24 protein-coding genes are annotated in these 24,164 nt (G+C 71.6%); 16 read left to right on the top strand and 8 right to left on the bottom strand.

Translation table 11 applies throughout. The features are described from left to right. Nucleotides 1-98: 98 nt before the first annotated feature. A complete protein-coding gene (gene proC, locus AB0F98_RS13750) occupies nucleotides 99-917 on the top strand; it encodes a pyrroline-5-carboxylate reductase (RefSeq protein WP_357733802.1) in 819 nt (272 codons plus the stop codon). Nucleotides 918-978: 61 nt separating this feature from the next. Here the strand turns inward: proC and AB0F98_RS13755 are convergent, their stop codons facing one another. After that, entirely contained in the window at nucleotides 979-1,725 is a 747-nt protein-coding gene (locus tag AB0F98_RS13755) for a YoaK family protein (RefSeq protein WP_357733805.1), read from the bottom strand. Between the two features lie 424 nt (nucleotides 1,726-2,149). Here AB0F98_RS13755 and AB0F98_RS13760 point away from each other — a divergent pair, with 424 nt between their 5' ends. Genes AB0F98_RS13760 through AB0F98_RS13805 form a run of 10 tightly spaced genes read left to right on the top strand, consistent with a single transcriptional unit; the run spans nucleotide 2,150 to nucleotide 10,731 of the window. After that, nucleotides 2,150-2,452, top strand: a complete 303-nt coding sequence (locus AB0F98_RS13760; protein ID WP_357733808.1) for an urease subunit gamma — start codon at nucleotides 2,150-2,152, stop codon at nucleotides 2,450-2,452. Nucleotides 2,453-2,495: 43 nt separating this feature from the next. Further along, a complete protein-coding gene (locus AB0F98_RS13765) occupies nucleotides 2,496-2,945 on the top strand; it encodes an urease subunit beta (RefSeq protein ID WP_357733811.1) in 450 nt (149 codons plus the stop codon). Between the two features lie 43 nt (nucleotides 2,946-2,988). Continuing rightward, the gene (locus AB0F98_RS13770; protein WP_357733815.1) at nucleotides 2,989-4,707 is read left to right on the top strand and encodes an urease subunit alpha; all 1,719 of its coding nucleotides are present in this window, start codon (nucleotides 2,989-2,991) and stop codon (nucleotides 4,705-4,707) included. Between the two features lie 58 nt (nucleotides 4,708-4,765). Further along, entirely contained in the window at nucleotides 4,766-5,329 is a 564-nt protein-coding gene (ureE, locus tag AB0F98_RS13775; RefSeq protein WP_357733817.1) for an urease accessory protein UreE, read from the top strand. Between the two features lie 9 nt (nucleotides 5,330-5,338). Then, nucleotides 5,339-6,025: an urease accessory protein UreF gene (locus AB0F98_RS13780; protein WP_357733820.1), complete on the top strand. Its 687-nt coding sequence runs from the start codon at nucleotides 5,339-5,341 to the stop codon at nucleotides 6,023-6,025. Between the two features lie 34 nt (nucleotides 6,026-6,059). Next, nucleotides 6,060-6,689 carry an urease accessory protein UreG gene (ureG, locus tag AB0F98_RS13785; protein ID WP_357733823.1) on the top strand — a complete coding sequence of 210 codons (630 nt, stop codon included), beginning with the start codon at nucleotides 6,060-6,062 and terminating at the stop codon, nucleotides 6,687-6,689. After that, nucleotides 6,686-7,603: an urease accessory protein UreD gene (locus tag AB0F98_RS13790; protein WP_357733826.1), complete on the top strand. Its 918-nt coding sequence runs from the start codon at nucleotides 6,686-6,688 to the stop codon at nucleotides 7,601-7,603. Before ureG ends, AB0F98_RS13790 begins: the two co-directional genes overlap by 4 nt. A 16-nt stretch (nucleotides 7,604-7,619) precedes the next feature. Then, nucleotides 7,620-8,645: an urea transporter gene (gene yut / locus AB0F98_RS13795; RefSeq protein WP_357733830.1), complete on the top strand. Its 1,026-nt coding sequence runs from the start codon at nucleotides 7,620-7,622 to the stop codon at nucleotides 8,643-8,645. Between the two features lie 26 nt (nucleotides 8,646-8,671). After that, nucleotides 8,672-10,321, top strand: a complete 1,650-nt coding sequence (locus AB0F98_RS13800) for an ammonium transporter (protein ID WP_357733834.1) — start codon at nucleotides 8,672-8,674, stop codon at nucleotides 10,319-10,321. A 59-nt stretch (nucleotides 10,322-10,380) separates the two neighbouring features. Beyond that, complete coding sequence (locus AB0F98_RS13805) at nucleotides 10,381-10,731, top strand: DUF2203 domain-containing protein (protein WP_357733837.1); 351 nt, start codon at nucleotides 10,381-10,383, stop codon at nucleotides 10,729-10,731. A gap of 73 nt (nucleotides 10,732-10,804) precedes the next feature. Here AB0F98_RS13805 and AB0F98_RS13810 read toward each other — a convergent pair whose 3' ends face one another. The 4 genes from AB0F98_RS13810 to AB0F98_RS13825 form a co-directional block, all read right to left on the bottom strand. Further along, nucleotides 10,805-11,488 carry a class F sortase gene (locus tag AB0F98_RS13810; RefSeq protein ID WP_357733840.1) on the bottom strand — a complete coding sequence of 228 codons (684 nt, stop codon included), beginning with the start codon at nucleotides 11,486-11,488 and terminating at the stop codon, nucleotides 10,805-10,807. Continuing rightward, nucleotides 11,485-12,339, bottom strand: a complete 855-nt coding sequence (locus AB0F98_RS13815; protein WP_357733843.1) for a DUF4397 domain-containing protein — start codon at nucleotides 12,337-12,339, stop codon at nucleotides 11,485-11,487. The genes AB0F98_RS13810 and AB0F98_RS13815 overlap by 4 nt, the downstream gene beginning before the upstream one ends. Nucleotides 12,340-12,612: 273 nt before the next feature. Then, complete coding sequence (locus AB0F98_RS13820) at nucleotides 12,613-13,293, bottom strand: NAD(P)-binding domain-containing protein (protein ID WP_357733846.1); 681 nt, start codon at nucleotides 13,291-13,293, stop codon at nucleotides 12,613-12,615. Between the two features lie 147 nt (nucleotides 13,294-13,440). Next, a complete protein-coding gene (locus AB0F98_RS13825) occupies nucleotides 13,441-13,935 on the bottom strand; it encodes a glutathione peroxidase (protein ID WP_357733850.1) in 495 nt (164 codons plus the stop codon). Between the two features lie 270 nt (nucleotides 13,936-14,205). Here AB0F98_RS13825 and AB0F98_RS13830 point away from each other — a divergent pair, with 270 nt between their 5' ends. From AB0F98_RS13830 to AB0F98_RS13845, 4 genes are all read left to right on the top strand, one after another. Continuing rightward, nucleotides 14,206-15,783, top strand: coding sequence for a glycosyl hydrolase family 18 protein (locus tag AB0F98_RS13830; RefSeq protein WP_357733853.1), 1,578 nt, complete (start codon nucleotides 14,206-14,208; stop codon nucleotides 15,781-15,783). 167 nt (nucleotides 15,784-15,950) lie between these two features. Then, a complete protein-coding gene (locus tag AB0F98_RS13835) occupies nucleotides 15,951-16,439 on the top strand; it encodes a hypothetical protein (RefSeq protein WP_357733856.1) in 489 nt (162 codons plus the stop codon). A gap of 97 nt (nucleotides 16,440-16,536) precedes the next feature. Next, nucleotides 16,537-17,943 carry a class II 3-deoxy-7-phosphoheptulonate synthase gene (locus tag AB0F98_RS13840; protein WP_357733859.1) on the top strand — a complete coding sequence of 469 codons (1,407 nt, stop codon included), beginning with the start codon at nucleotides 16,537-16,539 and terminating at the stop codon, nucleotides 17,941-17,943. A gap of 107 nt (nucleotides 17,944-18,050) precedes the next feature. Then, nucleotides 18,051-19,082, top strand: coding sequence for a GntG family PLP-dependent aldolase (locus AB0F98_RS13845; protein ID WP_357733862.1), 1,032 nt, complete (start codon nucleotides 18,051-18,053; stop codon nucleotides 19,080-19,082). A 326-nt stretch (nucleotides 19,083-19,408) separates the two neighbouring features. Here AB0F98_RS13845 and AB0F98_RS13850 read toward each other — a convergent pair whose 3' ends face one another. Together AB0F98_RS13850 and pknB are read right to left on the bottom strand one after the other, a co-directional pair. Continuing rightward, the gene (locus AB0F98_RS13850) at nucleotides 19,409-20,275 is read right to left on the bottom strand and encodes a deoxyribonuclease IV (protein WP_357733865.1); all 867 of its coding nucleotides are present in this window, start codon (nucleotides 20,273-20,275) and stop codon (nucleotides 19,409-19,411) included. Between the two features lies 1 nt (nucleotide 20,276). Continuing rightward, nucleotides 20,277-22,259, bottom strand: a complete 1,983-nt coding sequence (pknB, locus tag AB0F98_RS13855) for a Stk1 family PASTA domain-containing Ser/Thr kinase (RefSeq protein WP_357733868.1) — start codon at nucleotides 22,257-22,259, stop codon at nucleotides 20,277-20,279. 261 nt (nucleotides 22,260-22,520) lie between these two features. On the opposite strand from pknB, the gene AB0F98_RS13860 reads away from it, so the two are divergent. Next, complete coding sequence (locus AB0F98_RS13860) at nucleotides 22,521-22,910, top strand: Rv2175c family DNA-binding protein (protein ID WP_357733871.1); 390 nt, start codon at nucleotides 22,521-22,523, stop codon at nucleotides 22,908-22,910. Nucleotides 22,911-23,081: 171 nt separating this feature from the next. Here the strand turns inward: AB0F98_RS13860 and AB0F98_RS13865 are convergent, their stop codons facing one another. After that, nucleotides 23,082-24,164: a polyprenyl synthetase family protein gene (locus tag AB0F98_RS13865; RefSeq protein WP_357733875.1), complete on the bottom strand. Its 1,083-nt coding sequence runs from the start codon at nucleotides 24,162-24,164 to the stop codon at nucleotides 23,082-23,084.

Genomic DNA, 24,164 nt, shown 5'->3' on the forward strand with positions numbered 1-24,164 from the left:
GGGGGTTGTTTGGTCCGCCCCCGCCCCCCCCGCGCGGGGGCGCGCGCCCCCCCCCCCCCCCCCCCGACACCGTCCTGGCGAGAAGGGGGTACGGCGGGATGCCAGCCCGGGTACACACTGTCGCGGTGATCGGCGCCGGCAAGATCGGTGAGCTGGTGCTCTCCGGCCTGCTGCGTTCCGGCTGGCCGGCGGACCGGCTGCTGGCCACCACCCGCCGCTCCGCCCGCGCCGAGGAACTGGTGAGCCGGTACGGCGTACGGGTGGTCGACAACCTCGTCGCGGTGGACGAGGCCGAGGTGCTGGCGGTCGCGGTCAAGCCGCAGGACGCCGGCGCGCTGCTGGAGGAGATCGGGCCCAAGGTCCCGGCCGACAAGCTGGTGATCTCGCTCTGCGCCGGCCTGCCCACCACCTTCTTCAACCGCCGACTGCCCGAGGGCACCCCGGTCGTCCGGGTCATGACCAACACCCCGGCGCTGGTCGACGAGGCGATGACGGCCATCTCCGCGGGCGCCCACGCCACCGGGGCGCATCTGGCCCTGGCCGAGGAGATGTTCAAGCCGCTGGGCGCGACCGTCCGGGTGCCCGAGTCGCAGCAGGACGCGGTCACCGCGCTCTCCGGCTCCGGGCCGGCCTATTTCTACCTGCTCGTCGAGGCGATGATCGACGCCGGCATCCTGCTCGGCCTGCCCCGGCAGGTGGCGCACGAGCTGATCGTGCAGACCGCCATCGGCTCGGCCGTGATGCTGCGCGACTCGGGCGAGCACCCGGTGAAGCTGCGTGAGGCGGTCACCTCGCCGGCCGGCACCACCATCTCCGCGGTCCGCGAGCTGGAAAAGCACGGCGTACGCGCGGCGATGCTGGCGGCGCTGGAGGCGGCCCGCGACCGGGCCCGCGAGCTGGCCGCCCAGGCCGACTGACCACGGCCCGAGCAACTCTCACCTTCGTCCGCTGACTCGCGGATGCCACCGCGAGTCTCGGTCAGGGCGGGCCCGCCCGGTGCGGCGGTGCGGGACGGCCGTCGCGGCGCACGAGGAGGGTGAGTACGGCCAGAGCGAGCGCCCCCCAGAGGGGTACCCAGAGCGGCTGACGTTGAGCCAGCGTGCCGAGTGCGCCCCCGGCGGTGTAGCTGCCGATGGCGAGCAGCCCCAGCAGGGTGGCGTTGCGGGCGCGCGCGCGACCGGCCCTCGGGCCGACGATCCAGCGCACCGCGTGCTCGCCGGTCTTGGTCGTGGTGCCCGACTGGTAGGTGATCGTGGTGTGGGTGCCCGCGGTACGCGTCAGTAGCGGAGTGAGGCTGCCCAGTGCGACCGCGCCGGCCGCGCCGAGCACGACGCGTGCGGTCGGTCCGTGCCGGCCGTACGAGAGCACCACGTTGAGGACCGCCCAGATGATCATGGCGACTTCGGTGGCGGCGATGTCGACCAGCGGTGCCTTCGCGCCGCGCGTCGGCCTCCGCAGCCAGCTGACGACGCCGGCGCTGGCGGCGAAGGCGAGCAGAGAGGCCGCGGAGACCGGCCACGCCGGGTGTTCCCCGGCGGGGCCGATACCGAGGAAGAGTGCGTTGCCGGACTGGTTGGCGACGAAGGCGCCGTAGCGGAGGAACGCGAACGCGTCCAGCGCGCCGGCGGTGCAGGTCGCGAGCATCAGAGCCAGCAGCGGGTGGCGGAACTCCCGGTACGAGTCCGTGGGCTGCTCGCCGCCCGGTGGCGCCCCTGACCGGATCAACCGTCCTCCTCTGCGCGGCGGAGATCGGATCTGCCGGCGCGGCCCGTGGAGCCATCCCGGGGTATCGGCCCCATCCCGCTGTCAGGCCAACGGGCCGAAGTTACTTTATGCCCTGTCTGCGTAAAACCGGTCGATTCACTGAGTCGTCGCCCCGCGAGAGGCCGGCCGTCACAGGGGGTGGAAATCCGCCCGCCGGGTCGCCCTTCGACGTGGACAGGTCCGCGGTGCAGGTGCCGGCCGGTGGTTCGCCGGCTACGCCGGGCACTCCGGGAGAAAACGGCTACAGCACCTCAAAAAGGCTCCTATGGTGACTGGGTGACCGGGGCCGGGACGCGCGAGCCGGCGCCTACCGCCCGTGCTTCCGCCGCCCGTGCCGGCCCCACGGAGGCGACCGGACCAGCGACCGCACGCGAAGGATCACCAAGTGCATCTCACACCGAGGGAATTCGACAAGCTGACGATCCACTCGTTGGCGATGGTGGCCAACTCCCGCAAGGCGAGAGGGGTCAAGCTCAACCATCCCGAGGCCGTGGCGGTCATCTGTGCCGCGGCGCTGGAGGGAGCGCGCGAGGGCAAGACCGTCGAGGAGGTCATGAATGACGCGCGCACCGTGCTCACGGCGGACGACGTGATCCCCGGCGTGGCGGACATGATCCCGATGCTCCAGGTCGAGGCGGTCTTCACCGACGGGTCCCGGCTGATCACCGTCCACTCACCCATTCAGTAGAGAAGCGACCGGAGGCGGCGGTCTCCGGCAGAGCGGGGGCGACATGGCGAAGCAACACCCGGGCCCGAATTCGAAGCACCTCCGGCCCATCGGCGGCTACAAGCTCTCCGACCAACCTCTGGAGCTCAACGCCGGCCGGCCGGTGACCGAGGTGGTCGTGCAGAACACCGGCGACCGGCCCATCCAGGTGGGATCCCACTTCCACTTCTTCGAGGTCAACCGCTTCCTGGAGTTCGACCGTCCGGCGGCGTTCGGGAAGCGGCTGAACATCCCGGCCACCACCTCGATCCGGTTCGAGCCCGGCGACCGCAAGACCGTGCAGCTGATCCCGTACGGCGGCACCCAGCGGGTGTACGGCTTCAACGGCCTGGTCCAGGGCTGGACCGGGGACGGACCCGTTCCGGGGTACCGGCCGGACCGTGCCGAGGCGCTCCACAACGCACAGACGCGCGGCTTCAAGTCGACCTCTCAACAGCAGGACCAGGGCAAGTAGCCCGGCAACTTCCCGACCGCGCCAGAGCTGGAGCGAGAAACGCATGAGTCAGATCTCACGGCAGGAATACGCCGGAATGTACGGCCCGACCACGGGCGACCAGATCCGGCTGGCCGACACCGATCTCTACATCGAGATCGAGAAGGACCTGCGCGTCCTCGGCGACGAGGTCATGTACGGCGGCGGCAAGACGCTGCGCGACGGCATGGGCAGCAACAGCCAGGCCACCAGCGCCGAGGGCGTGGTGGACCTGGTGATCACCAACGTGACGATCCTCGACGCGCTACTCGGCGTCGTCAAGGCCGACGTGGGGATCAAGGACGGAAAGATCGCCGGCATCGGCAAGGCCGGCAACCCGAACATCATGGACGGGGTGACGCCCGGCCTGGTGACCGGGCCGGGCACCGACGCGATCTCCGGCGAGCACCTGATCCTCACCGCCGGCGGTATCGACGCGCACGTGCACCTGGTCACCCCGCAGCAGGTGTACGCCGCGCTGAGCAACGGCGTCACCACCCTCTGGGGCGGCGGCACCGGTCCCACCGACAGCACCAACGGCGTCACGATCACGCCCGGCCCGTGGAACATCCACAACATGATGCGGGCCTTCGAGAGCCTGCCGATCAACATCGGTCTGCTGGGCAAGGGCAACAGCAGCGGCCGGGCACCGCTGGTGGAGCAGATCCTGGCCGGGGTGCCCAGCTTCAAGATTCACGAGGACTGGGGCGCGCCGCCGGCGGTGCTGCGTACCTGCCTGGCCGTCGCCGACGAGTACGACGTCCAGATCAGCGTCCACACCGACACGCTCAACGAGAGCGGCTACATCGAGGACAGCATCGCCGCCTTCGAGGGCCGCACCATCCACACCTTCCACACCGAGGGCGCCGGCGGCGGGCACGCCCCCGACATCATCAAGGTGGCGGGCCAGATGAACGTGCTGCCCGCGTCGACCACGCCGACGGTGCCCTACGGCGTCAACAGCCAGTCCGAGTTGTACGACATGATCATGGTCTGCCACAACTTCAACCCGAAGGTGCCCTCGGACGTCGCCTTCGTGGAGAGCCGGATCCGCACCGAGACGATCGCCGCCGAGGACGTTTTGCTCGACGAGGGCGTCATCTCGATGATCCAGAGCGACTCCCAGGCGATGGGCCGGGTGGGGGAGACCTGGTTGCGGACGATCCAGCTCGCCGGGCAGATGAAGAACGTCCGGGGCAAGCTGGCCGAGGACTCCGACGCCAACGACAACTTCCGCGTCCTGCGCTACGTCGCCAAGATGACCATCAATCCGGCGATCACTCAGGGCGTCTCGCACGTCATCGGCTCGGTCGCCCCGGGCAAGCTCGCCGACCTCGTGCTCTGGGAGCCCGCCTTCTTCGGGGTGAAGCCGAAGCTGGTGCTCAAGAGCGGCATGATCGCGTGGTCGATCATGGGCGACCCGAACGCCTCACTGCCCACGCCGCAGCCGGTCTACTACCGGCCCATGTTCGGTGCCACCGGCTCCCAGGTCGCCAAGAACTGCGTGACCTTCGTGTCCCGGGCCGCGCACGAGTCCGGGGTCGCCGAGCAGCTGGGCCTGCGACGGCAGGTCATGCCGGTCTACGGCTGCCGCAACCTGACCAAGCGCGACATGGTCCGCAACGACCGTACGCCGAAGCTCGAGGTCGACCCCGAGACCTTCGCGGTGAAGATGGACGGCGTGCAGGCGACCGTGCCGGCGGCCAAGAACCTTCCCCTCAGCCAGCTCTACTTCTTCAGTTGACCCGGCGCGGTGTCCACCTCGGCCGGGCCGGCGGTGGAGCCGCGCGAAAGGAGAACAGATGCTCGTCGAAACCGTACTCGGCAACGTGAACGAGCCGGCCTGGACCGAGCGGCTCCGGGAGGCCAAGGTCGACGACCTCGTGCTGGACCAGTGGGACGCCCAGAAGAGCCGCCTGCGCAGGACCACGAGCCTCGGCACCGAACTGGCGCTCTCCCTGGCCCGCGGCGTCCGGCTGCGTGACGGTGACGTCCTGGCCTGGGACGACGCCACCGCGACCGCCGTGGTGGCCCGGATCGCGCTCGGTGAGGTGATGGTCGTGCACCTCGACACGCTGCACGGCGAGTCCCTGGACATGGTGATCCGCTCGGCCGTCGAACTCGGTCACGCGATCGGCAACCAGCACTGGCCGGCGGTGGTGAAGGGCACCAAGATGTACGTCCCGCTCACCGTGGACCGCAAGGTCATGGACTCGGTGATGCGTACCCACGCGTTCACCGGTCTCACCCACGAGTTCATCCCGGGCACCGAGGTCATCGCGTACCTGGCCCCGCACGAGTCGCGGCGGCTGTTCGGCGGGGCCGACTCGACCCCGCACTCGCACCTGCCCGCCGATCTGAACTGAGGGGCCGGCGTGTCCACGGTGACCGGGGCGCTGAAGCTGCTCCAGTTCGGCGACTCGGTCTTCCCGGTCGGTGCCTTCTCCTTCTCCAACGGGCTGGAGACGGCGGTCGAGCAGGGCACGGTCCACGACCGGACCACGTTGCAGGAGTTCGTGCGCACGGTGACCCGGGTCGCCGCAACCGGTGACGGGGTGGCGCTGCTCGTCGCGCACCGGGGGGCCCGCTCCGGAGACCTCGACCGGATCCGGCAGGCCGACGAGGCCGTACACCTGCGCAAGATCAACGAGGAGACGCGGACCATGACGGTCCGCATGGGCCGCAAGCTGGCCGAGGCCGCGGAGCGGGTGGTCGGGGAGTCCCTGCTGCGCAAGCGGGCCGCGGAGAGCGGGACCGGTGTCCCGGTGACCTACCCGGTCGCGCTCGGCGTGCTCTTCGCCGAGCTCGGGGTGGACGAGGCGGACGCTTTCGCCGCCCACCAGTACGGCGCGGCGTCCATGGTGCTCGGCGCGGCGGTCCGGCTGATGCGGGTGGACCACCTCGACACGCAGTCGATCCTCTTCGCGGTGAACGAGCGGGTCGGCGCCGACTACGAGGAGGTGCGGACCGCCGGGCTCGACGACATGCAGAGCTTCGCGCCGCACCTCGACGTGCTGGCCGGCGCGCACCAGCACGCACACGTACGGATGTTCATGAGCTGAGCGCTCCCGCTCACCACCTGAAGGGCTTTCAGAGATGAAATCAGCGAGTCGGATCGGTGTCGGCGGCCCGGTGGGCAGCGGCAAGACGGCGATCATCGAGGCCGTCGTGCCCCGCCTGGTCGAGCAGGGCCTGCGCGTCCTGGTCATCACCAACGACGTGGTCACCACCGAGGACGCCAAGCACGTCCGCCGCGCCCTGACCGGCGTGCTGGTGGAGGAGCGGATCGTCGGCGTCGAGACCGGCGCCTGCCCGCACACCGCGGTCCGCGAGGACCCCAGCATGAACCTCGCCGCGGTGGAGGACATGGAGGCCCGGTTCCCGGACAGCGACGTCGTGCTCATCGAGAGCGGCGGGGACAACCTCACGCTCACCTTCAGCCCCGCGCTCGTCGACTACTTCATCTACGTGATCGACGTGGCGGCCGGCGACAAGATCCCGCGCAAGAACGGCCCGGGCATCTCCAAGTCCGACATCCTGGTGATCAACAAGATCGACCTGGCGCCGTACGTCGACGCGGACCTGGACGTGATGGCCCGCGACGCGGAGCTGATGCGCGGCGGCAAGCCGTTCGTCTTCACCAACTGCAAGACCGGCGAGGGGATCGACGAGCTGGTCGGCCTGGTGCGCCGAAACGCGCTCTTCGATGCCGAAGTGCTCGCATGACCACTCTGGACTCCGTCCGGGAGCTCGCGCCGTACCAGGATCAGCCGGCGCAGCTGCCGGCCGCCGCGAACGGCAAGGTCGGCGTGCTGCGGCTGGGGTTCGAGCGGCGCGGGGAACGGACCATCCTGCGCGACGTGTACCGGCAGTCGCCGCTGCTGGTGCAGCGCGCGCTCTACTGGGACGAGGAGATGCCGGGCCTGCCCTGCGTCATGATCCTCACCACCTCCGGCGGCGTGCTCCAGGGCGACCGGCTGCGGATGGACGTCGCCCTCGGGCCCGGCGCCCAGGCGCACCTGGTCACCCAGGCCGCCACCAAGATCCAGGAGATGGACGCCAACTACGGCACCCAGACCCAGAGCTTCACCCTGGCGCAGGACGCCTACCTGGAGTTCCTGCCCGAACCGGTGATCCCGTTCCGGCGCAGCCGGTTCGTCTCCGACACCGTGGTCCGGCTGCCGGACAGCGCGACGATGCTGTACGCGGAGGTGCTCCAGCCCGGTCGCAAGTACTACGGCGACGGCGAGATGTTCGCGTACGACCTCTTCTCCACCACGCTGCGCGCCGAGCGTCCCGACGGCCGGGGCCTCTTCGTCGAGAAGTTCGTGATCACTCCCGGCCGGTTCCCGGTGTCGCGGATCGGGATGATGGAACGCTTCCACGTCTTCGGCAACGTCGTGCTGCTCACCGACCCGGAGCGGGCGGAGCGGGTCTTCGCGCGGACCGCCACGCCGGTGTGGGACGAGGAGACCCCGCTGGCCACCGCCGTCAGCCGGCTGCCCAACGACGCCGGTCTGGTGCTCAGGGTGCTGGGCCGGGAGACCGAGCCGGTCCGGGCCGCGGTACGCGCCTTCTGCGTGGCCGCCCGCGAAGAGGTCACCGGCTGCACCTTCCCACCGGTCTTCAGCTGGCGCTGAGGCGCAGGAGACCGACATGGCCGACATCACACGAGGCTGGGACGCGCTGGCCGAGCGCACTCCAACGACCGGGTTCCTCGACGCGTGCCTGCGGGGGGTGGCGCAGGTCGTACTCCAGAACAACCCGTTGACCGGCCTGCTCATCCTCGCCGCGATCGGCTGGGGCGCGTTCGAGAACGGACAGCCCGAGGTCTTCGGTGGCGCCGTCCTCGGCCTGGTCGTGGGTACCGCGACGGCGCTGGCGCTGAGGGCCGATCATGCCTCCTGGCGGAAGGGACTGTTCGGGTTCAGCCCGGTGCTGACCGGTATCGCCGTTCCGACGTTCCTGGACGACCGTCCGTTGACGTGGCTCTACCTGGTGCTCGGCGCGGCCGGCACCACCGTCGTCACGCTGGCCCTGAACGCCGTGTTCAAGCGGTGGGCGCTGACTGCCTACACCTTTCCGTTCGTGCTCACCACCTGGGTCCTGCTCATGGCCGCGTACCAGTTCGACCGGTTCCACGTCATGACGCAGTTGACGCCGAAGCTTCCCGGCGAGGGGACGGTCACCGGGGCCGCCGTCGACTGGGGGCTCGTGCCGGCCTTCCTGCGTGGTGTGTCGCAGGTCTTCCTGACCGACAGTTGGATCAGCGGCCTGATCATCGTGGTGGCGCTGCTGGTCAACTCGGGGTGGTCGGCGCTCTTCGCGGTCGTCGGCAGCGTCGGCGCGACGCTGCTGGCGCTCTGGTTCGGTGCCGACGGGGCGTCGCTGGACAAGGGTCTGTTCGGCTTCAACGCGGTCCTGACGGCGATCGTGGTGGGGGCGGTGGCGCACCGCCCAGGTGTGCTGGCGACCGGCTACACGTTGTTCGGCATCGCCCTGACGCTCTTCGTCCAGATGGCGATGACGACCATGCTGACCCCGTTGGGCATTCCGGTCCTGACCGCGCCGTTCAACGTCGCCACCTGGCTGCTGCTGCTGCCCGACCGGCATTTCGCGCCTGTACCGAATCACGAACAGGTCAAGGACACCGTCGTCTCCGCCGCGCGGCGCGCGCTCTGACACGGCCGAGGATCAAGGAGCAACTCGTGTCCGCTCAGCAAGCGGTCAACTCGGGCGACACGGCGTGGGTGCTGGTCTGCGCGGGCCTGGTCCTGTTCATGACGCCCGGCCTCGCCGCGTTCTACGGCGGAATGGTCCGCACCCGCAACGTGCTGGCGATGCTGCAACAGAACATGATCGCGTTGGGCGTGGTGAGCCTGACCTGGGTGCTGGTCGGGTACACCATCGCCTTCGGCGACGACGCCGGCAGCGGCCTGTTCGGCAACCTCGAGCTGTTCGGGCTGACCGACCTGAAGGTGCCGCCCGCTCCCAACCTGCACGTCGTCAACGGTCAGGTCACCATTCCGACGCTGGCGTTCGTGGCGTTCCAGATGATGTTCGCGGTGATCACGCCGGCGCTGGTAACCGGCGCCACCGCTGGCCGGCTGAGGTTCGCCGGCTGGGTGGTCTTCCTGGCGATCTGGTCGATAGTGGTCTACGCGCCGATCGCCCACTGGCTCTGGCATCCCGGGGGCTGGCTGGCGAAGTTCGGCACTCAGGACTGGGCCGGCGGGCTCGTGGTCCACGCCAGCGCCGGAGCGGCGGTCCTCGCGGTGCTGCTGGTCGTCGGCCGGCGGCGGGACTGGCCGCACACCGCGGCGCCGCCGAACTCGATCCCGCTGACCATCGTCGGAGCGGGCATCCTGTGGTTCGGCTGGTTCGGCTTCAACGGCGGAGACGGGCTCCAGGCCGACCGGCTGGCCGCCCAAGCCGTGATCAACACCCACGTCGCCGCAGCCGCCGCCATGCTCGTCTGGCTGGCGCTGGAACGGGTCACCGACGGGCACAGCACCGTCGTGGGTGGTGTCTCCGGGGCCGTCGCCGGTCTGGCCACGGTCACCCCGACCGCCGGCTACGTCAACGTGCTCTCCGCCATCGCCATCGGCGCGATCGCCGGCCTGGTCTGCCATTTCGCGCTCCGGCTGAAGTACCTCCTGCGCCTCGACGACGCGCTGGACGTACTAGCCGTGCACTTCGTCGGGGGCATGCTCGGTACCCTCCTGCTCGGCTTCTTCGGCAACAGCGGCGTCAACCCGCTCGGCGCGGACGGCCTGTTCCTCGGTGGCGACGGATCCCTGCTGTGGCACCAGTTCGTCGGCGTCGTGACCGTCGTGGCGTTCTCCTTCGTGCTGACCTGGCTGATCGCCGCCGCGATCCAGGCGCTCGTCGGACTACGCGCGCCCGCGGAGACCCAGGAGCGCCTGGACCAGGCGCAGCAGGGCGCCGACGCGTATCACCTGGGCGGGGTGACGAGCCTGGTCGCACCGGGCGGTCCCCGGCGACGGCCCGGACCCGGAGCCGGCCAGCCGGCCCCGCCACCGCCGGGGGGCCAGATCAGGCTGGTCAGCGCCTTGTTGGAGCCGAACCGCGTGACGAACACCGGCGAACTGCGCGACGCCTTGCTGCGCGCCGGTGCGATCTCGGTCATCGTCACCGACAGCGCAGCCGCCACGAACGAGCCGGTGCGCCGTCTGCTTCCGCGCGGATACTGGCAGGAGCAACCCCTCCTCGCCCGGCTGCACGTCACGGTGCTGGTCGGCGGCGACGCCGTGCGTGGGGTGCTGGACGAGCTCGACCGGCTCGGTGCCCGCCGCGCGGACACGTACGTGCAGGAGGCGCAGCGGACGATGCCCTGACGGACGGCCCCGGGTGCCGCGCGCCGGGTCGGTCACCCGGCGTGCCGCATACTGGCGCGGTGTTCACTCTCGCCCAGGCGCGACACCTGGTGGTCACGCTGCGACCGCGCGTCGAGGAGCTGATCCGGCTCCGCGCCGACCTCGCCGAACTCCGCGCCGACCTGGCCGACCACGGGTTCAGCGTGCTCGGCGGCCGGGCCGAGGTGAAGGCGACCGAGGCGCGGCTGCACGCGGTGCTGGAGGAGTTGCACCAGCACGGCATCCAGGTCAAGGGCATCGCCCCGGTGCTGCTCGACTTCCCGGGCGAGCGCAACGGGCGACCGGTGCTCTGGTGCTGGTTGGAGGGGGATACCGACATCCGCTGGTACCACCGCGTCGATTGCGGCTTCGCCGGCCGCCGCCCGGTCTGAGCGGCCAGGCGACGGCGCCTCGTCGCCGGCTGCGGGAGTCCCTCGCCGGCTCACCTCGGGTGGCCGGACGACGTCAACGGGTCGGCTCGGCGACCGCGAAGACCACCACGTTGTCGACGTAGTGGCCGCGGCGCCGGTCGAAGTCGCCGCCGCAGGTGATCAGGCGCAGCTCGGGGCCGGGCGTCGGACCGTACACGGCGGCGGTGGGGAAGCGGTCCTTGCGGGTGCGCAACGATTCGGTGACCCGGAACGGCAGCCACTGCCCGCCGCGCCGCACCTCGACGGTGTCGCCCGGGCGCAGTTCGTCGAGGTGCGCGAAGACGGCCGGGCCGCGACGCGAGTCCAGGTGCCCGGCGAGCACCGCCGGGCCGGGGTCGCCCGGTGCCGGGCCGCCGCCGTACCAGCCGGCGACGTCGAAGTCGGCCGGCGGCACCAGGGCGCGGTCACGGTTCAGGCCGAGCACCGTGAGCGGGGAGTCGACGCCGATGCGGGGTACGCGTACGCGGATGGGCGTGCCGGACGGCGCGGGACGGGCCGACCCGCACCCGCCCCCGCAGCCGGGCCACCCACCGCCGGACGGTTGCCCGGCGACGGCCGGCGGCGTTTCGCGCGCGGCCGGCGGCGCAGGCTCGGCGGCGGCCAGGCTGACCCCGCTCCAGGCGGCCAGGCAGAGCGCCGCGCCGAACGCGACCAGCGCGGCCACCGGCGGCCGGGGCCGCCGGTGCCGGCGGACCGCCGGGCCGCGCGCGAGGCTCACCAGGTCGTACGCCGCCGGCGGCGGACCAGTACCAGGCCGGCGACCAGCGCGAGGCCGGCCAGTCCAGCGGTGCCGGCCGGGTACGTCCAGCGTCCCGGGTCGGCGGTGCCACCGGCTCCGGTCTCCACCCCACCGGCGGGGACCACCGTGCCGCCCTGCGCGTCGCGCCGCAGTTCGGTAATGAGCCCGCCCTCCTGTGCGTCGAGTACGAGCAGCGAGTAGACCGTGCCGCCGACCAGCCGGACTTCCGCCTGCGTGGTCGGGCCGCCGCTGCCGGACAGCCGCAGCCGCCAGCGGCCCGGCTCGACGAGTTGGTAGTCGGTCGTCGTGGCGAATTGGACGCCGTTGGCGATGGTCGGCCCCTCGGCGACGGCCACGTCGAGCACCGGCGCACGAACGGAGGCTTGTACGACGCGTACCTTGGCCCGGCCTCCCTCCGGCGCGCTGAGGTCGTCGTGCAACACGCGCAGCCCCAGGTCGGCGTAGCGTCCCACCCCGGCCACCGTGTACGCCGCACCGCTGGCCACCGCGACCTCGGTGGTGAGCACGGGCGGATCGCTGGCCGGTGCGCCGGCCTCGCGCATCGCCACCGCGTACCGCCCGACGGGCAGCGGCAGGTAGTCGGAGACCACGCCGTAGCCCACGCCGGGGAAGACCTGCGGCTCCGCCGCGTCGGGGGCGGCCAGGTAGACGTCGACGCTGGGGGTGTCGGGGGAGAGGTGGGCGAGCCGGACGTAGCCGGGGCCGGCCGCGCTCGCCGGCGCGGCCGTGGTGGTCAGGAACGCGACGCCGAGCAGGAGCGCTCCGGCTCCGGCGAGCAGGCGGCGTGGCGTGGCGCGGCGCAGGTGCATGTCGCCTCCGGGGTGCGTCCGGTCAACGGGATGCGTCCGGGCGATAGCGTCCCGTCCACGGGACTGGGATGCAACCGTCACCAGCCCGACACGCCGAGAACGGCCACCGCGTTCCGCCTCGGTGCCGGCCGGAGGCCGTCGCCGAGGATCTGCTGGCGGAGCGGTCGCGGTCGCCAGCGACGTGCCGGAGGGGGCCGAGGACGCGGCGGGACCGGGCGAGTAGCCCGGTCCCGCGCCTCGTCAGGCGATTGTCGAAGGGGCGTCGCTGCCGGATCAGGCGGCGGAGTCGGCGGCCGCCAGCGCCTGCCGTACCTTCTCCGAGCCGGCCGGCGCCTCGTGCTCCCAGTCGGCCGGGTCGGCGGAGTAGATGACCCCGTACGCCGGGGTGCCGGGCTCGTAGCGCCGGCCCTCGGCGAGCGGACCGACGTCCACGGCGTCGTAGCCGATCTGGTCCAGGAAGCTGGTCGCCGCCGCCTTCGCGTCCGCGTCGTCGCCGGCGATGGGCAGCGCACTCCGGTCGGCCGCCCCGGCCGGGCGGGGCAGGGTCCGCAGGTGCCGGTAGTTGATGTTGTTGAACACCTTGACGACCCGCGCCTGGGGCAGGTGACGCTGGAGCAGTTCGCTGCTGGTCGTCGCGCCCGAGTCCAGCTCAGCGATCTGCCCGTCGCGCTGCGGGTAGTAGTTGTTGGTGTCCAGCACGACCTTGCCGGCGAGCGGCTCCGGCGGCACGGCGGTGTACGCCTTCAGCGGGACGCTCACCACCACGAGGTCACCGGCCTGTGCCGCCTCCAGCGGGGTGGCCGCCCGGGCCCGTGGGCCGAGTTCGTCGACCAGGTCGCGCAGCGTCTCCGGCCCGCGCGAGTTGCTGAGCACCACGTCGTAGCCGGCGTCCACCGCCAGCCGGGCCAGCGTGCCACCGATGTATCCGCTGCCGATGAGTCCCAAGGTCGTCATATCTGGTGCCAACTCCGTCCACCGTGGCCCGAATTCCTCATCGGACGGCCGGCAAGCGTGATCGTTCCCACCTCGCACACGGTACTGCCGGGCCTCGGTGGTGGCCGGCGGCACCGTGGCCGGCCACCCGTCCGAGTAGCCGGTGGCTCAGGCCGGCCCGGGGAGCACCTTCTCGACCGCGGCGCGCAGCTCGGCGGAGTCGGGCGTCACCGTGGGTGCGAAGCGGGCGGCCACCGTGCCGTCCGGGGCGACCAGGAACTTCTCGAAGTTCCACCGCACGTCGCCGGTGTGGCCGTCGGCGTCCGGAGTGTCGACCAGCGCGCTGTAGAGCGGGTGCCGGCCGGGCCCGTTGACCTCGACCTTCTCGGTGAGCGGGAAGGTGACCCCGTAGTTGACCTGGCAGAAGTCGTTGATCTCCTCGGCGGTGCCCGGCTCCTGCCCGCCGAACTGGTTGCACGGAACCCCGAGCACCGTGAGGCCGCGATCCGCGTATTCGTCGGCGAGGGCCTGGAGGCCGGCGTACTGCGGAGTGAGGCCACAGCGTGAGGCGACGTTGACCACCAGGAGGGCGCGTCCGCGGTACTGGGCGAGGTCGGCCGGGCCGCCGTTCAAGGCGTCGATCGGAATGTCGAAGACAGTCATCGATCGAGGCTACCGCCCGTCGCCACCGCGTCCGGCGGCGCTCCGCACCGCAGCCGCGCCCACCGTGTCCGGCGGCGCTCCGGCACGCAGCCGCGCCCGTCGCCGCGGGCAGGGTGCTCGCCGGAGGCGGAGTCGTAGTACCAACGGCGCGAACCGGGTGTTTCGAGGACTGAAGAAATCGAAACATGCACATCTTGACTAAGTGATGACGCCATGAGTAGCGTCTCACCAACATTTTGGAAAGTTTCCTTACTGTTGGGGAGCCGCCACATGAAGGGATCACTTCGCCGAACTCTCTGGGTCGGCGCCGTGGTTGCGCTGACCGCCACGTTCGCGCCGGTCGCCACCGCGTTCGGAGCCGGAAGCGTGACCACCACGTTCACGAAGGTGCAGGACTGGGGGACCGGCCACGAGGCCAGGGTGACCATCACCAACGGCTCCGACGCATCGGTCAGCACCTGGCGCATCGAGTTCGATCTGCCCGCCGGCTCGAGCATCAGCAGCTCCTGGGACGCCGACGTGACCCGCAGCGGCAACCACTACGTCGCGGTGAAGAAGAGCTGGGCCGGCCCGCTCGCGCCCGGCACCTCGTTCAGCTGGGGTTACAACGGCAGCGGCCCGTACGCGGCCCCGCTGAACTGCACCATCAACGGCGCCTCCTGCGGTGGCGGTAGCACCCCGCCGACCACTCCGCCACCCACCACGCCGCCCCCGACCACCCCGCCGGACCCGGGTGGCAAGAAGATCGTGGGCTACTTCGCGGAGTGGGGCGTGTACGCCCGCAACTACCACGTGAAGAACATCCACACGAGCGGCTCGGCGTCGAAGCTCACCCACATCCTCTACGCCTTCGGAAACACCACCGGCGGCCGGTGCGCGATCGGTGACAGCTACGCCGACTACGAGAAGGCGTACACCGCCGCGGACAGCGTCGACGGCGTCGCCGACACCTGGGACCAGCCGCTGCGCGGCAGCTTCAACCAGCTGCGCAAGCTCAAGCAGATGTACCCGCACCTGAAGGTGATCTGGTCCTTCGGCGGCTGGACCTGGTCGGGCGGCTTCACCCAGGCCGCGCAGAACCCGACCGCCTTCGCCGAGAGCTGCTACAACCTGGTCGAGGACCCGCGCTGGGCGGACGTCTTCGACGGCATCGACGTCGACTGGGAGTACCCCAACGCCTGCGGACTGAGCTGTGACAGCAGCGGCCCGAACGCGTTCAAGAACGTCGTCTCCGCGTTGCGCGCCAGGTTCGGCTCGAACGCCCTGGTCACCGCGGCGATCACCGCCGACGGCAGCAACGGCGGCAAGATCGACGCGACCGACTACGCCGGCGCCGCGCAGCACCTCAACTGGATCATGCCGATGACGTACGACTACTTCGGCGCGTTCAACCCGCAGGGCCCGACCGCCCCGCACTCGCCGCTGAACTCGTACCCCGGCATTCCACAGCAGGGCTTCTGGTCGGACGCGGCGATCCAGAAGCTCAAGGGCAAGGGCATCCCGGCGAACAAGCTGCTGCTCGGCGTCGGCTTCTACGGACGAGGCTGGACCGGCGTCACCCAGGCCGCCCCGGGCGGCACCGCCACCGGCGCCGCACCCGGGACCTACGAGGCGGGCATCGAGGACTACAAGGTCCTCAAGAACACCTGCCCGGCGACCGGCACGGTCGGCGGCACGGCGTACGCCAAGTGCGGCAGCAACTGGTGGAGCTACGACACCCCCGCCACGATCAACGGAAAGATGACGTACGCGAACAACCAGGGCCTCGGTGGCGCCTTCTTCTGGGAGCTCTCCGGTGACACCGGCAACGGCGAGCTCATCGGCGCCATCAAGGGCGGTCTCGGCTGAGCCGTGGGCCGACGCACCACCCACACGGCGGGGAGGGACACGTACCGTCCCTCCCCGCCCGGCGTGTCGTACCGGGTGTCGCGGGTACCCCTGTCCACCCTCAAGGTCGATGTGACAGACTCGCCGCTCGGCATGGCTCGATGTGCCGCGGTCGAGGGGAGGGGTTGATGGGTGTGACGCACCGGAGACTGGCGGGAGCCGCACTCGCGCTCGCGATCCTGCCGTCCGCCCTCGCGGGCTGCGGCCTCGGCGGGGAGGCCGAGGAGTCACCGAAGCCCGACCAGGCGCCCGCGGAGGAGGCCGACGCCAAGTCCCGCGAGCGGGTGCAGGCCTACCTCGACGCGGTGGTCGCCAAGGACGTGGACGCCGGGCGCAGCCAGCTCTGCGCGGTGATGCACGAGGCGTTCGACGCGGCGGCCACCGGCCCGAACGGCGACTTCGCGGACCACTTCAAGGTGCCGGAGGCAGCCATCACCGACATCGGCTCCGGCCCTCGGGGCCAGCAGGTGAACGTCTCCGTCACGGTGGCCGTCGGCTCGCGCAAGGTCGTCCGGCCGTTGGTGTTCACCGTCACGCGGGACGGGGCCGACTGGTGCATCTCCGGAGAGGCGCCGGGCAGCGCCACCCCCAGCCCGTCCGGCACGCCCGTCTCCTGACCTGGGTCGATCCCGTTCCGCCCGGTGACCTCCCAGTTGTCGGAAACGATGCCCCTCGACGACCGGCCCGCACCGCGGTCGCCGTACGCTTTCTGTCATGCGCCATGAGTGGCATCAGCTGAGCCATCCCGCGGTGGGTGGCCCCGGGCTGCAGACCAGCCGTCCGACCGTCGACTCCGCGGAGGACGCGGCTCTCGGCCTGGACCGTTGGCGCGACCTGCCCCGCCGGCAGATCCCGCCGTGGTCGGACCCGGCGAAGGTGGCCGAGGTGTGCAAGGTGCTCGACACCGTGCCGTCGGTGGTCGCCCCCTACGAGGTCGACCAGCTCCGCCAGCGGCTCGCGCTGGTGTGCGAGGGGAAGGCGTTCCTGCTCCAGGGCGGCGACTGCGCCGAGACGTTCGCCGACAACACCGAGAGCCACCTGCTGGCCAACGCCCGCACCCTGCTCCAGATGGCGATCGTGCTGACCTACGGCGCCTCCCTGCCGGTGGTCAAGGTCGCCCGGGTGGCCGGGCAGTACACCAAGCCCCGGTCGCTGCCGACCGACGCGCGCGGGCTGCCCGCGTACCGCGGCGACATGATCAATTCGCTGGAGGCCACGCCGGAGGCCCGGGTCGCCGACCCGCAGCGCATGATCCGGGCGTACGCGAACTCCGCCGCCGCCATGAACATGCTCCGGGCGTACCTGGCCGGCGGGCTGGCCGACCTGCACGCGGTGCACGACTGGAACAAGGACTTCGTCAAGCGGTCCCCGGCCGGCGAGCGCTACGAGGCGATCGCCCGGGAGATCGACCGTGCCATCGCCTTCATCCGGGCCTGCGGGATGACCGACGACGAAGCGCTGCGCACCGTCACCCTCTACTGTTCCCACGAGGCGCTCGCGCTGGAGTACGACCGGGCGCTGACCCGGGTCTCCGGCGGCCGGCCGTACGGGCTCTCCGGGCACTTCCTCTGGATCGGGGAGCGCACCCGCCAGATCGACGGCGCCCACATCGACTTCATCTCCCGCATCGCCAACCCGATCGGGGTCAAGCTCGGCCCGACCACCACCCCGGACGAGGCGATCGAACTCTGCGAGAAGCTCAACCCGGACAACATCCCGGGCCGGCTCACCCTCATCAGCCGGATGGGTAACCACCTGGTACGCGACGCGCTGCCGCCCATCGTGGCCAAGGTCACCGCGGCCGGTGCGAAGGTGGTCTGGCAGTGCGACCCGATGCACGGCAACACGCACGAGTCGTCCAACGGTTACAAGACCCGGCACTTCGACCGCATCGTGGACGAGGTGCTCGGTTACTTCGAGGTCCACCGGAACCTGGAGACCCACCCCGGTGGCCTGCACGTGGAACTGACCGGTGAGGACGTCACCGAGTGCCTCGGCGGCGCCCAGGGCATCGAGGATCTCGACCTGCCCGACCGGTACGAAACGGCCTGCGACCCGCGGCTGAACACCCAGCAGTCGTTGGAGCTGGCCTTCCTGGTAGCGGAGATGCTGCGTGGCTGAGGCGAGGAGTGAGCCTGCGAGCCCCGCGGTCGCAGCCGAAGGGACGACTGTGGCTGAGGCGAACAGTGAGCTTGCGAACCCCGCAGCCGGCAGCCGAAAGGACAACTGTGGCTGACAGCCTGATCGACCTGCGTTCGGACACCGTCACCCGGCCCACCCCCGGGATGCGGGAGGCCATGGCCACCGCCGAGGTCGGCGACGACGTCTACGGCGAGGACCCGACCGTCACCGCCCTCGAGGCCGAGGTCGCCGCGCTCTTCGGGCACGAGGCGGCGCTCTTCGCCCCGAGCGGGTCGATGGCCAACCAGATCGCCCTTCAGCTGGTGGTGCCACCCGCCAACGAGCTGCTCTGCGACGCGGACGCCCACGTGGTCACCTACGAGATCGGCGCCGCCGCAGCGTACGGCGGGATCTCGTCGCGGACCTGGCCGGCGGTCGGCGCGGACATCGACCCGGACCTGATCGCCGGCATGATCCGCCCGGACGGCTACTTCGCGGTCCCGACCCGGGCGATCGCCGTCGAGCAGACCCACAACCGGGGCGGCGGCGGGGTGATCCCGCTGGCCACCCTGCGTGAGCTGCGGCGCGTGGCCGACGACGCGCAGGTCGCGCTGCACTGTGACGGCGCCCGGATCTGGCACGCCCACGTCGCCGACGGCGTGCCGCTGATCGAGTACGGCCGGCTCTTCGACACCATGTCGGTCTGCCTCTCCAAGGGCCTCGGCGCGCCGGTCGGCTCGCTGGTCGTCGGCAGCGCCGAGAAGATCGAGCGGGCGCGGCTCATCCGCAAGCGGATGGGAGGCGGCATGCGGCAGGTCGGCATCCTGGCCGCGGCCGGCCGGTACGCGCTGGCACACCACGTCGAGCGGCTCGCCGAGGACCACGCGAAGGCCGCTCGCCTGGCCGAGGCGATCGCACCGTTCGGTGTGCTCGCCACCGCGGCGCGCACCAACATCGTGCCGCTGGACCTGTCCAAGTCCCCCCTCGACGCCCACGCGCTGGCAGCCGCCGCGCGAGAGGCGGGGCTGCTGATCTCGGTGCTCGGCCCGCGTACCGCCCGGCTGGTCACCCACATGGACGTCGACGACGCCGGTATCGACCGGGCCGTGGACATCCTCACCGGCATCTTCCGTCGCTGACCCTCGCCGAGGCCCCAGCCTCGGTCGGCCCCGGCGTGGCCGCTTCCCGTTCGACCAGGGAGGCGGCCGCGCCGACTGGGGGTTCGGGTCGTCGGTTTCGACCGGGAGGCGGCCGCGCCGACTGGGGGTTCGGGTCGTCGGTTTCGACCGGGAGGCGGCCGCGCCGACTGGGGGTTCGGGTCGTCGGCTTCGACCGGCATCCCGCCGCGCCGACCAGGGCGTTCGTCTCGTCCGCGAGCCGGATCTCCGTCCGATGCGCTGTGCTGCCGGCCGGCGTCAGGCCCGCGCGGACCTCGCCCGCCGACGCGCCCGGTCCGGAGCCCGGGTCAGGGACGTAGCCGCTTGAGGGTGGCGACGTCGGCGTCGTGCCCGACGTGCTTCTCCGTCGGGGTCTCCACCACGACCGGCACACCGGCGGTGGCCGGGTGGGTCATCAGCTCCGCGAACGGAAGCTCGCCGATGCTGCCCTTGCCGATGTTCTCGTGCCGGTCGCGGGTCGAGCCGCACAGGTCCTTCGAGTCGTTGGCGTGCACCAGCCGTAGCCGGTCCGCCCCGACCGTGGCCACCAGCGTGTCCAGGGTCGCGGTCATGCCGCCCTCGGCGGCCAGGTCGTGCCCGGCCGCCCAGGCGTGGCAGGTGTCGAAGCAGACGCCGAGCGACGGGTGCCGGTCGACCGCGTCCAGGTAGGGGCCGAGGTGCTCGACCCGGGAGGCGAGCGACCGCCCGCCGCCCGCGCTCGGCTCGACCAGCAGCATCGGCCCACCGGACGCGGCGACCGAGTCCAGCAGCGGCAGCAGCGCCTCCCGGACCTGCCGCATCGCCGCCTCGGCGTGCCCGGCGTCGACCGCGCTGCCGGCGTGGAACACCACACCCTGCGCGCCGATCGCCGCCCCCCGGCGCAGCGCGTGCGCCAGCGTCTGTGCCGACCGCTCGACGGTGGCCGGAGTGGGGGAGCCGAGGTTGACCAGCAGGGACGCGTGGATGAAGACCGGCACGCCCCGTTCGGCGCAGCCGGCGCGGAACAGCTCGTCCTGGGCGGGATCGCCGGGCGGCAACGCCCAGCCCCGGGAGTTGGACACGTACACCTGGACCACCTCGGCGCCGGTCGCGTCGAGGTAGGGCAGAGCTGCCTTGGCCAGGCCGCCCGAGGTCGGCGTGTGCGTGCCGACCGGACGGCCGATGATCAGCGGCATGTCAGAAACATCCGATCGTGACCGGGGTGCTCGGCGGCACCTGCGCGTTCTCATTCGGGTTCTGGAACCGGACGACCGCGTTCGCGTTGAACTGGATGGTCACCGGGAAGCCCTGACTCTCCAACACCTGCTTGGCCTGCTGGCAGGGCAGGTCGATGACCCGCGGCACGACCACCAGCGGCGGACCCTTGCTGATGTCCAGCTTGACCTCGGCGTCTCGCTCCACGCCGGTGCCGTCGGACGGGCTCTGCCCGATGATTTCGTCCTTCGGCTTGTCCGAGTCCTTGTAGTTCTCGACCGCGACCAGACCCAGCCGGGACAGGGTGCTCCGTGCCTCGTTGAGGTTCTTGCCGACCAGGTTGGGCACGCTGATCGGCGCCTTGCCCTTGCTGAGGATCACCGTCACCTTGGCACCCGGCTTGACCTCGGCGCCCACCTTCGGGTTGGTGGCCACCACCACTCCGGCGGGCAGGTTGTCGTCGTAGCGGGCGGTGCCCTTGACCACCACCAGACCGGTGTTGACCAGATCCGCCTCGGCCAGCTCGAACTCCTTGCCCACCACGTCCGGCACCGGGAACTGTTCCGGGCCGAGGGACAGGGTCAGGGTGATGGTGCCGCCCTTGATGATCCGGTCGGCCGAGGCCGGGACCTGGAGCAGGACGCTGTCCTTCGGAACGGTGGCGTCGTAGCGGGGCTCGGCGTACTTCAACACGAGACCCGCGCGGGCGACCTGTGCCTCCGCGTCCGCCTTGGTCAGGCTCACCAGCTGCGGGGCGTCCGTGTAGCGGCCAATCGTGAGGTACCAGCCGGCGAGCGCGGCGACCAGCACGATCGCCGCCGCGGCGGCGATCAGCGCGAGGCGGCCACGGTTCTCGCCCGCCAACCTGGTGAACAGCCCACCGAACCGGGAGCCGGCGCCGTCGCGCTCCTCCGGCGCGGCGCGCCGTCGGCCGGCCCGCTGGCCGCCCTCGGGCAGCCGGGCCCACGCCGGCCGTTCGGCCGGACGCACCGCCGCAACCACCATGGTCGGCTCGGAGACCGGCGGCCCGGCGGTGACCCGACGCAGCACGGTGGTGTGGCTGTTCGGGTCGCCCAGGCCGTCGCGGGCCACCTGCACCTCGGCGAGCAGGGCGCCGGCGTCGGCGGGCCGGGCGTCCGGGTCGCGGCGCGTGGCGTGGGCGACGAGGCGGTCGAGGACCGCCGGCAGGCCGGGAACCAGGGTCGACGGGGACGGCACGTCGCGATCGACGTGCTGCCAGGCGATGTCGACCGGACGGCCACCGTCGTAGGGCACCCGGCCGGTGAGCATCTCGAAGAGCACGATGCCGGCCGAGTAGACGTCCGTACGCGGATCCGCGTAGCCCTTGGTGACCAGCTCCGGGGCGACGTACGCCACGGTCGCCATGAGCTGGTTGCCGCTCTCCTCCTCGGCACTGGCCTCGACGGCGCGGGCCAGGCCGAAGTCGGCCACCTTGACGACGCTGTCGACCAGGTTGGCCATACCGCCGGTGGGCGCCTCGGCCACCAGCACGTTCTCCGGCTTGACGTCGCGATGGACCACCCCGGACCGGTGCGCGGCGCCGATCGCGGCGAGCATCTGCTCGAAGATGGCCAGCGCCTCGTCCGGGTTGAGCCGGCGCCGCTCGGCGAGCACCTCGCGCAGCGTGCGGCCGCGCACGTACTCCATCACCAGATAGGGCAGACCGGCGTGCGTGCCCTGGTCGTAGACCGCGACGACGTTGGGGTGGGTGAGCCGGGCGATGGTCTTCGCCTCGTCGGTGAAGCGCTCCACGAACCCCGCGATCCGGGCCCGGGCCTCGGGGGCCTGGGTCGGATGAATGATCTTGACTGCGACGGTGCGCTCGAGGCGCTCGTCGGTGGCGGTGTACACGGTCGCCATCCCGCCACGGGCCACGCGACCGCGGATGCGGTAGCGCCCGTCTATCAGCGAGCCCAGCAACGTGTCGGCGACCTGTGTGTCCATCGGCAGGAAGTCTATGTGTCCGGAGGGCAAAGGTTGAACAGGATGCTACAGCCGAGGTCGAACCTCGTCGGTCCACCGCGCTCCGCCGCCGCACAAAACGGCGCTGACCTGCTCGAACGTTCCTCTTCGTCGGCTCCGCCGGCTGGGGCCTCGGCCACTGCGCCATCGATGTTGGTGACGGTTCCGTTACCCTCCGTGCCGGATCGTCGCATCCGGGGTGCCGTTTGGCTTGCCGGGGTCGCCCCGTGGCAGGGTGTTCGGGTGACCGAATCCCTACCCGCCGACCGGGCCGCGGCCAGCCCCGACCAGGCTGGTCCCGCCGACGCGACCGGCTGGCTGACCCTGCCCGACGTCGCCGAGCGTCTCGACGTGTCGATCAGCAAGGTGCACCAGATGGTCCGCGACCGGGAACTGCTCGCGGTCCGCCGCGACGGCGTCCGCCGGGTGCCCGCGGACCTGGTGGCCAACCACACGGTGCTCAAGCACCTGCCCGGCGTGCTCAACCTCCTGGCCGACGCCGGCTACGACGACGAGGCCGCGCTGCGCTGGCTCTACGAGCCGGACGACACCCTGCCGGGAACCCCGGCGGTGGCCCTCGGCGGCGACCAGGCCCGTGAGGTCAAACGCCGCGCCCAAGCCCTCGGCTTCTAACCCACCCCACCCGACCCGACCCGGCCCCGCGCCCCGGCCCCGGGGCGCGTTGATCATGAAGTTATTGCCGGCAGCACCGGCGTGTCGGAGCAATAACTTCATGATCGACCCCGGGAGCCCCGGGAGCCCCGGGAGGGGCCCGGGGGGAGGGGCCCCGGGGGAGGGTGGGGGTTAGTCGGTTCGGCGGGTGGCGGCGGCGGCGAGGTCGACCAGTGCCTGGCGGGCCTCGGTGTCCAGGTCGACCGTGGCGAGCGCCGCCAGCGCGCTGTCGGTCAGCGTGGCGATCCGCTGCTCCGTACGGGCCAGCGCGCCGCTCCTGGTGATCAGCCCGCGCAACCGGGTGACCCCCTCCTCGTCCAGCCTCGGGTCGCCCAGTCCCGTCAGGAGCTGCGCCCGGTCGGCGTCGTCGAGCGCTTCCAACGCGGCGGCCACCAGGAAGGTCCGCTTGCCCTCGCGCAGGTCGTCACCGGCCGGCTTGCCGGTCTGCGCCGGGTCGCCGAAGACGCCGAGCACGTCGTCGCGGAGCTGGAACGCCTCACCGAGCGGCAACCCGTACGCCGAGTAGGCCGCCTCGACGTCCGCCGGGGCCTCCGCCAGCGCGGCGCCGAGCAGCAGCGGCCGCTCGACCGTGTACTTCGCCGACTTGTAGCGGGCGACCTTGCCGGCCCGCTCCACCGAGGTGTCCCGGGTCACCTGCGCGAGGACGTCGAGGTACTGCCCGACGGTGACCTCCGTGCGCATCTCGTCGAAGACCGGACGGGCCCGGGCCACCGTGCGCGGTTCCAGCCCGGCGGAGTGCAGCAGCTCGTCGGACCAGACCAGGCAGAGATCGCCGAGCAGGATCGCCGCGGCGTCGCCGAACCCGTCCGGGTCGCCGCCCCAGCCGGACCGCCGGTGGCGGGTGGCGAAGCGGCGGTGCACCGCGGGCTCGCCGCGCCGGGTGTCGGAACGGTCCATCAGGTCGTCGTGGATCAGAGCGCTGGCCTGCACCAGCTCGAGCGCGGCCAGCGCGCCCAGCACCTGGTCGCTGTCGACACCACCCGCACCGCGGTAGCCCCAGTAGGCGAACGCCGGCCGCAGCCTCTTGCCGCCACCCAGCACGAACGCCTCGATCACCTCCGCCAGGGGCGCCAGGGCGTCGTCGACACCAGCCATCCAGATCCGCTGGTTGGCCAGGAACTCGGTGAGGGCCTTGTCGACCCGCTGTCGTAGGCCGGCACGGTCGACGGGGGAGACGGAAGCTGCGTCGTTCAC

The organism is Micromonospora sp. NPDC023737, from assembly GCF_040639715.1.
Taxonomy (GTDB): domain Bacteria; phylum Actinomycetota; class Actinomycetes; order Mycobacteriales; family Micromonosporaceae; genus Micromonospora.

Excerpts from the sequence above, each read along its gene's own strand:
- AB0F98_RS13840 (WP_357733859.1), top strand. The coding sequence starts at position 16,537 with ATGCGCCATGAGTGGCATCAGCTGAGCCATCCCGCGGTGGGTGGCCCC.
- pknB (WP_357733868.1), bottom strand. The coding sequence starts at position 22,259 with ATGGACACACAGGTCGCCGACACGTTGCTGGGCTCGCTGATAGACGGG.
- AB0F98_RS13790 (WP_357733826.1), top strand. The coding sequence starts at position 6,686 with ATGACCACTCTGGACTCCGTCCGGGAGCTCGCGCCGTACCAGGATCAG.
- ureE (WP_357733817.1), top strand. The coding sequence starts at position 4,766 with ATGCTCGTCGAAACCGTACTCGGCAACGTGAACGAGCCGGCCTGGACC.
- ureG (WP_357733823.1), top strand. The coding sequence starts at position 6,060 with ATGAAATCAGCGAGTCGGATCGGTGTCGGCGGCCCGGTGGGCAGCGGC.
- AB0F98_RS13765 (WP_357733811.1), top strand. The coding sequence starts at position 2,496 with ATGGCGAAGCAACACCCGGGCCCGAATTCGAAGCACCTCCGGCCCATC.
- proC (WP_357733802.1), top strand. The coding sequence starts at position 99 with ATGCCAGCCCGGGTACACACTGTCGCGGTGATCGGCGCCGGCAAGATC.
- AB0F98_RS13850 (WP_357733865.1), bottom strand. The coding sequence starts at position 20,275 with ATGCCGCTGATCATCGGCCGTCCGGTCGGCACGCACACGCCGACCTCG.
- AB0F98_RS13815 (WP_357733843.1), bottom strand. The coding sequence starts at position 12,339 with ATGCACCTGCGCCGCGCCACGCCACGCCGCCTGCTCGCCGGAGCCGGA.
- AB0F98_RS13770 (WP_357733815.1), top strand. The coding sequence starts at position 2,989 with ATGAGTCAGATCTCACGGCAGGAATACGCCGGAATGTACGGCCCGACC.
- AB0F98_RS13835 (WP_357733856.1), top strand. The coding sequence starts at position 15,951 with ATGGGTGTGACGCACCGGAGACTGGCGGGAGCCGCACTCGCGCTCGCG.
- AB0F98_RS13830 (WP_357733853.1), top strand. The coding sequence starts at position 14,206 with ATGAAGGGATCACTTCGCCGAACTCTCTGGGTCGGCGCCGTGGTTGCG.
- AB0F98_RS13820 (WP_357733846.1), bottom strand. The coding sequence starts at position 13,293 with ATGACGACCTTGGGACTCATCGGCAGCGGATACATCGGTGGCACGCTG.
- AB0F98_RS13825 (WP_357733850.1), bottom strand. The coding sequence starts at position 13,935 with ATGACTGTCTTCGACATTCCGATCGACGCCTTGAACGGCGGCCCGGCC.
- yut (WP_357733830.1), top strand. The coding sequence starts at position 7,620 with ATGGCCGACATCACACGAGGCTGGGACGCGCTGGCCGAGCGCACTCCA.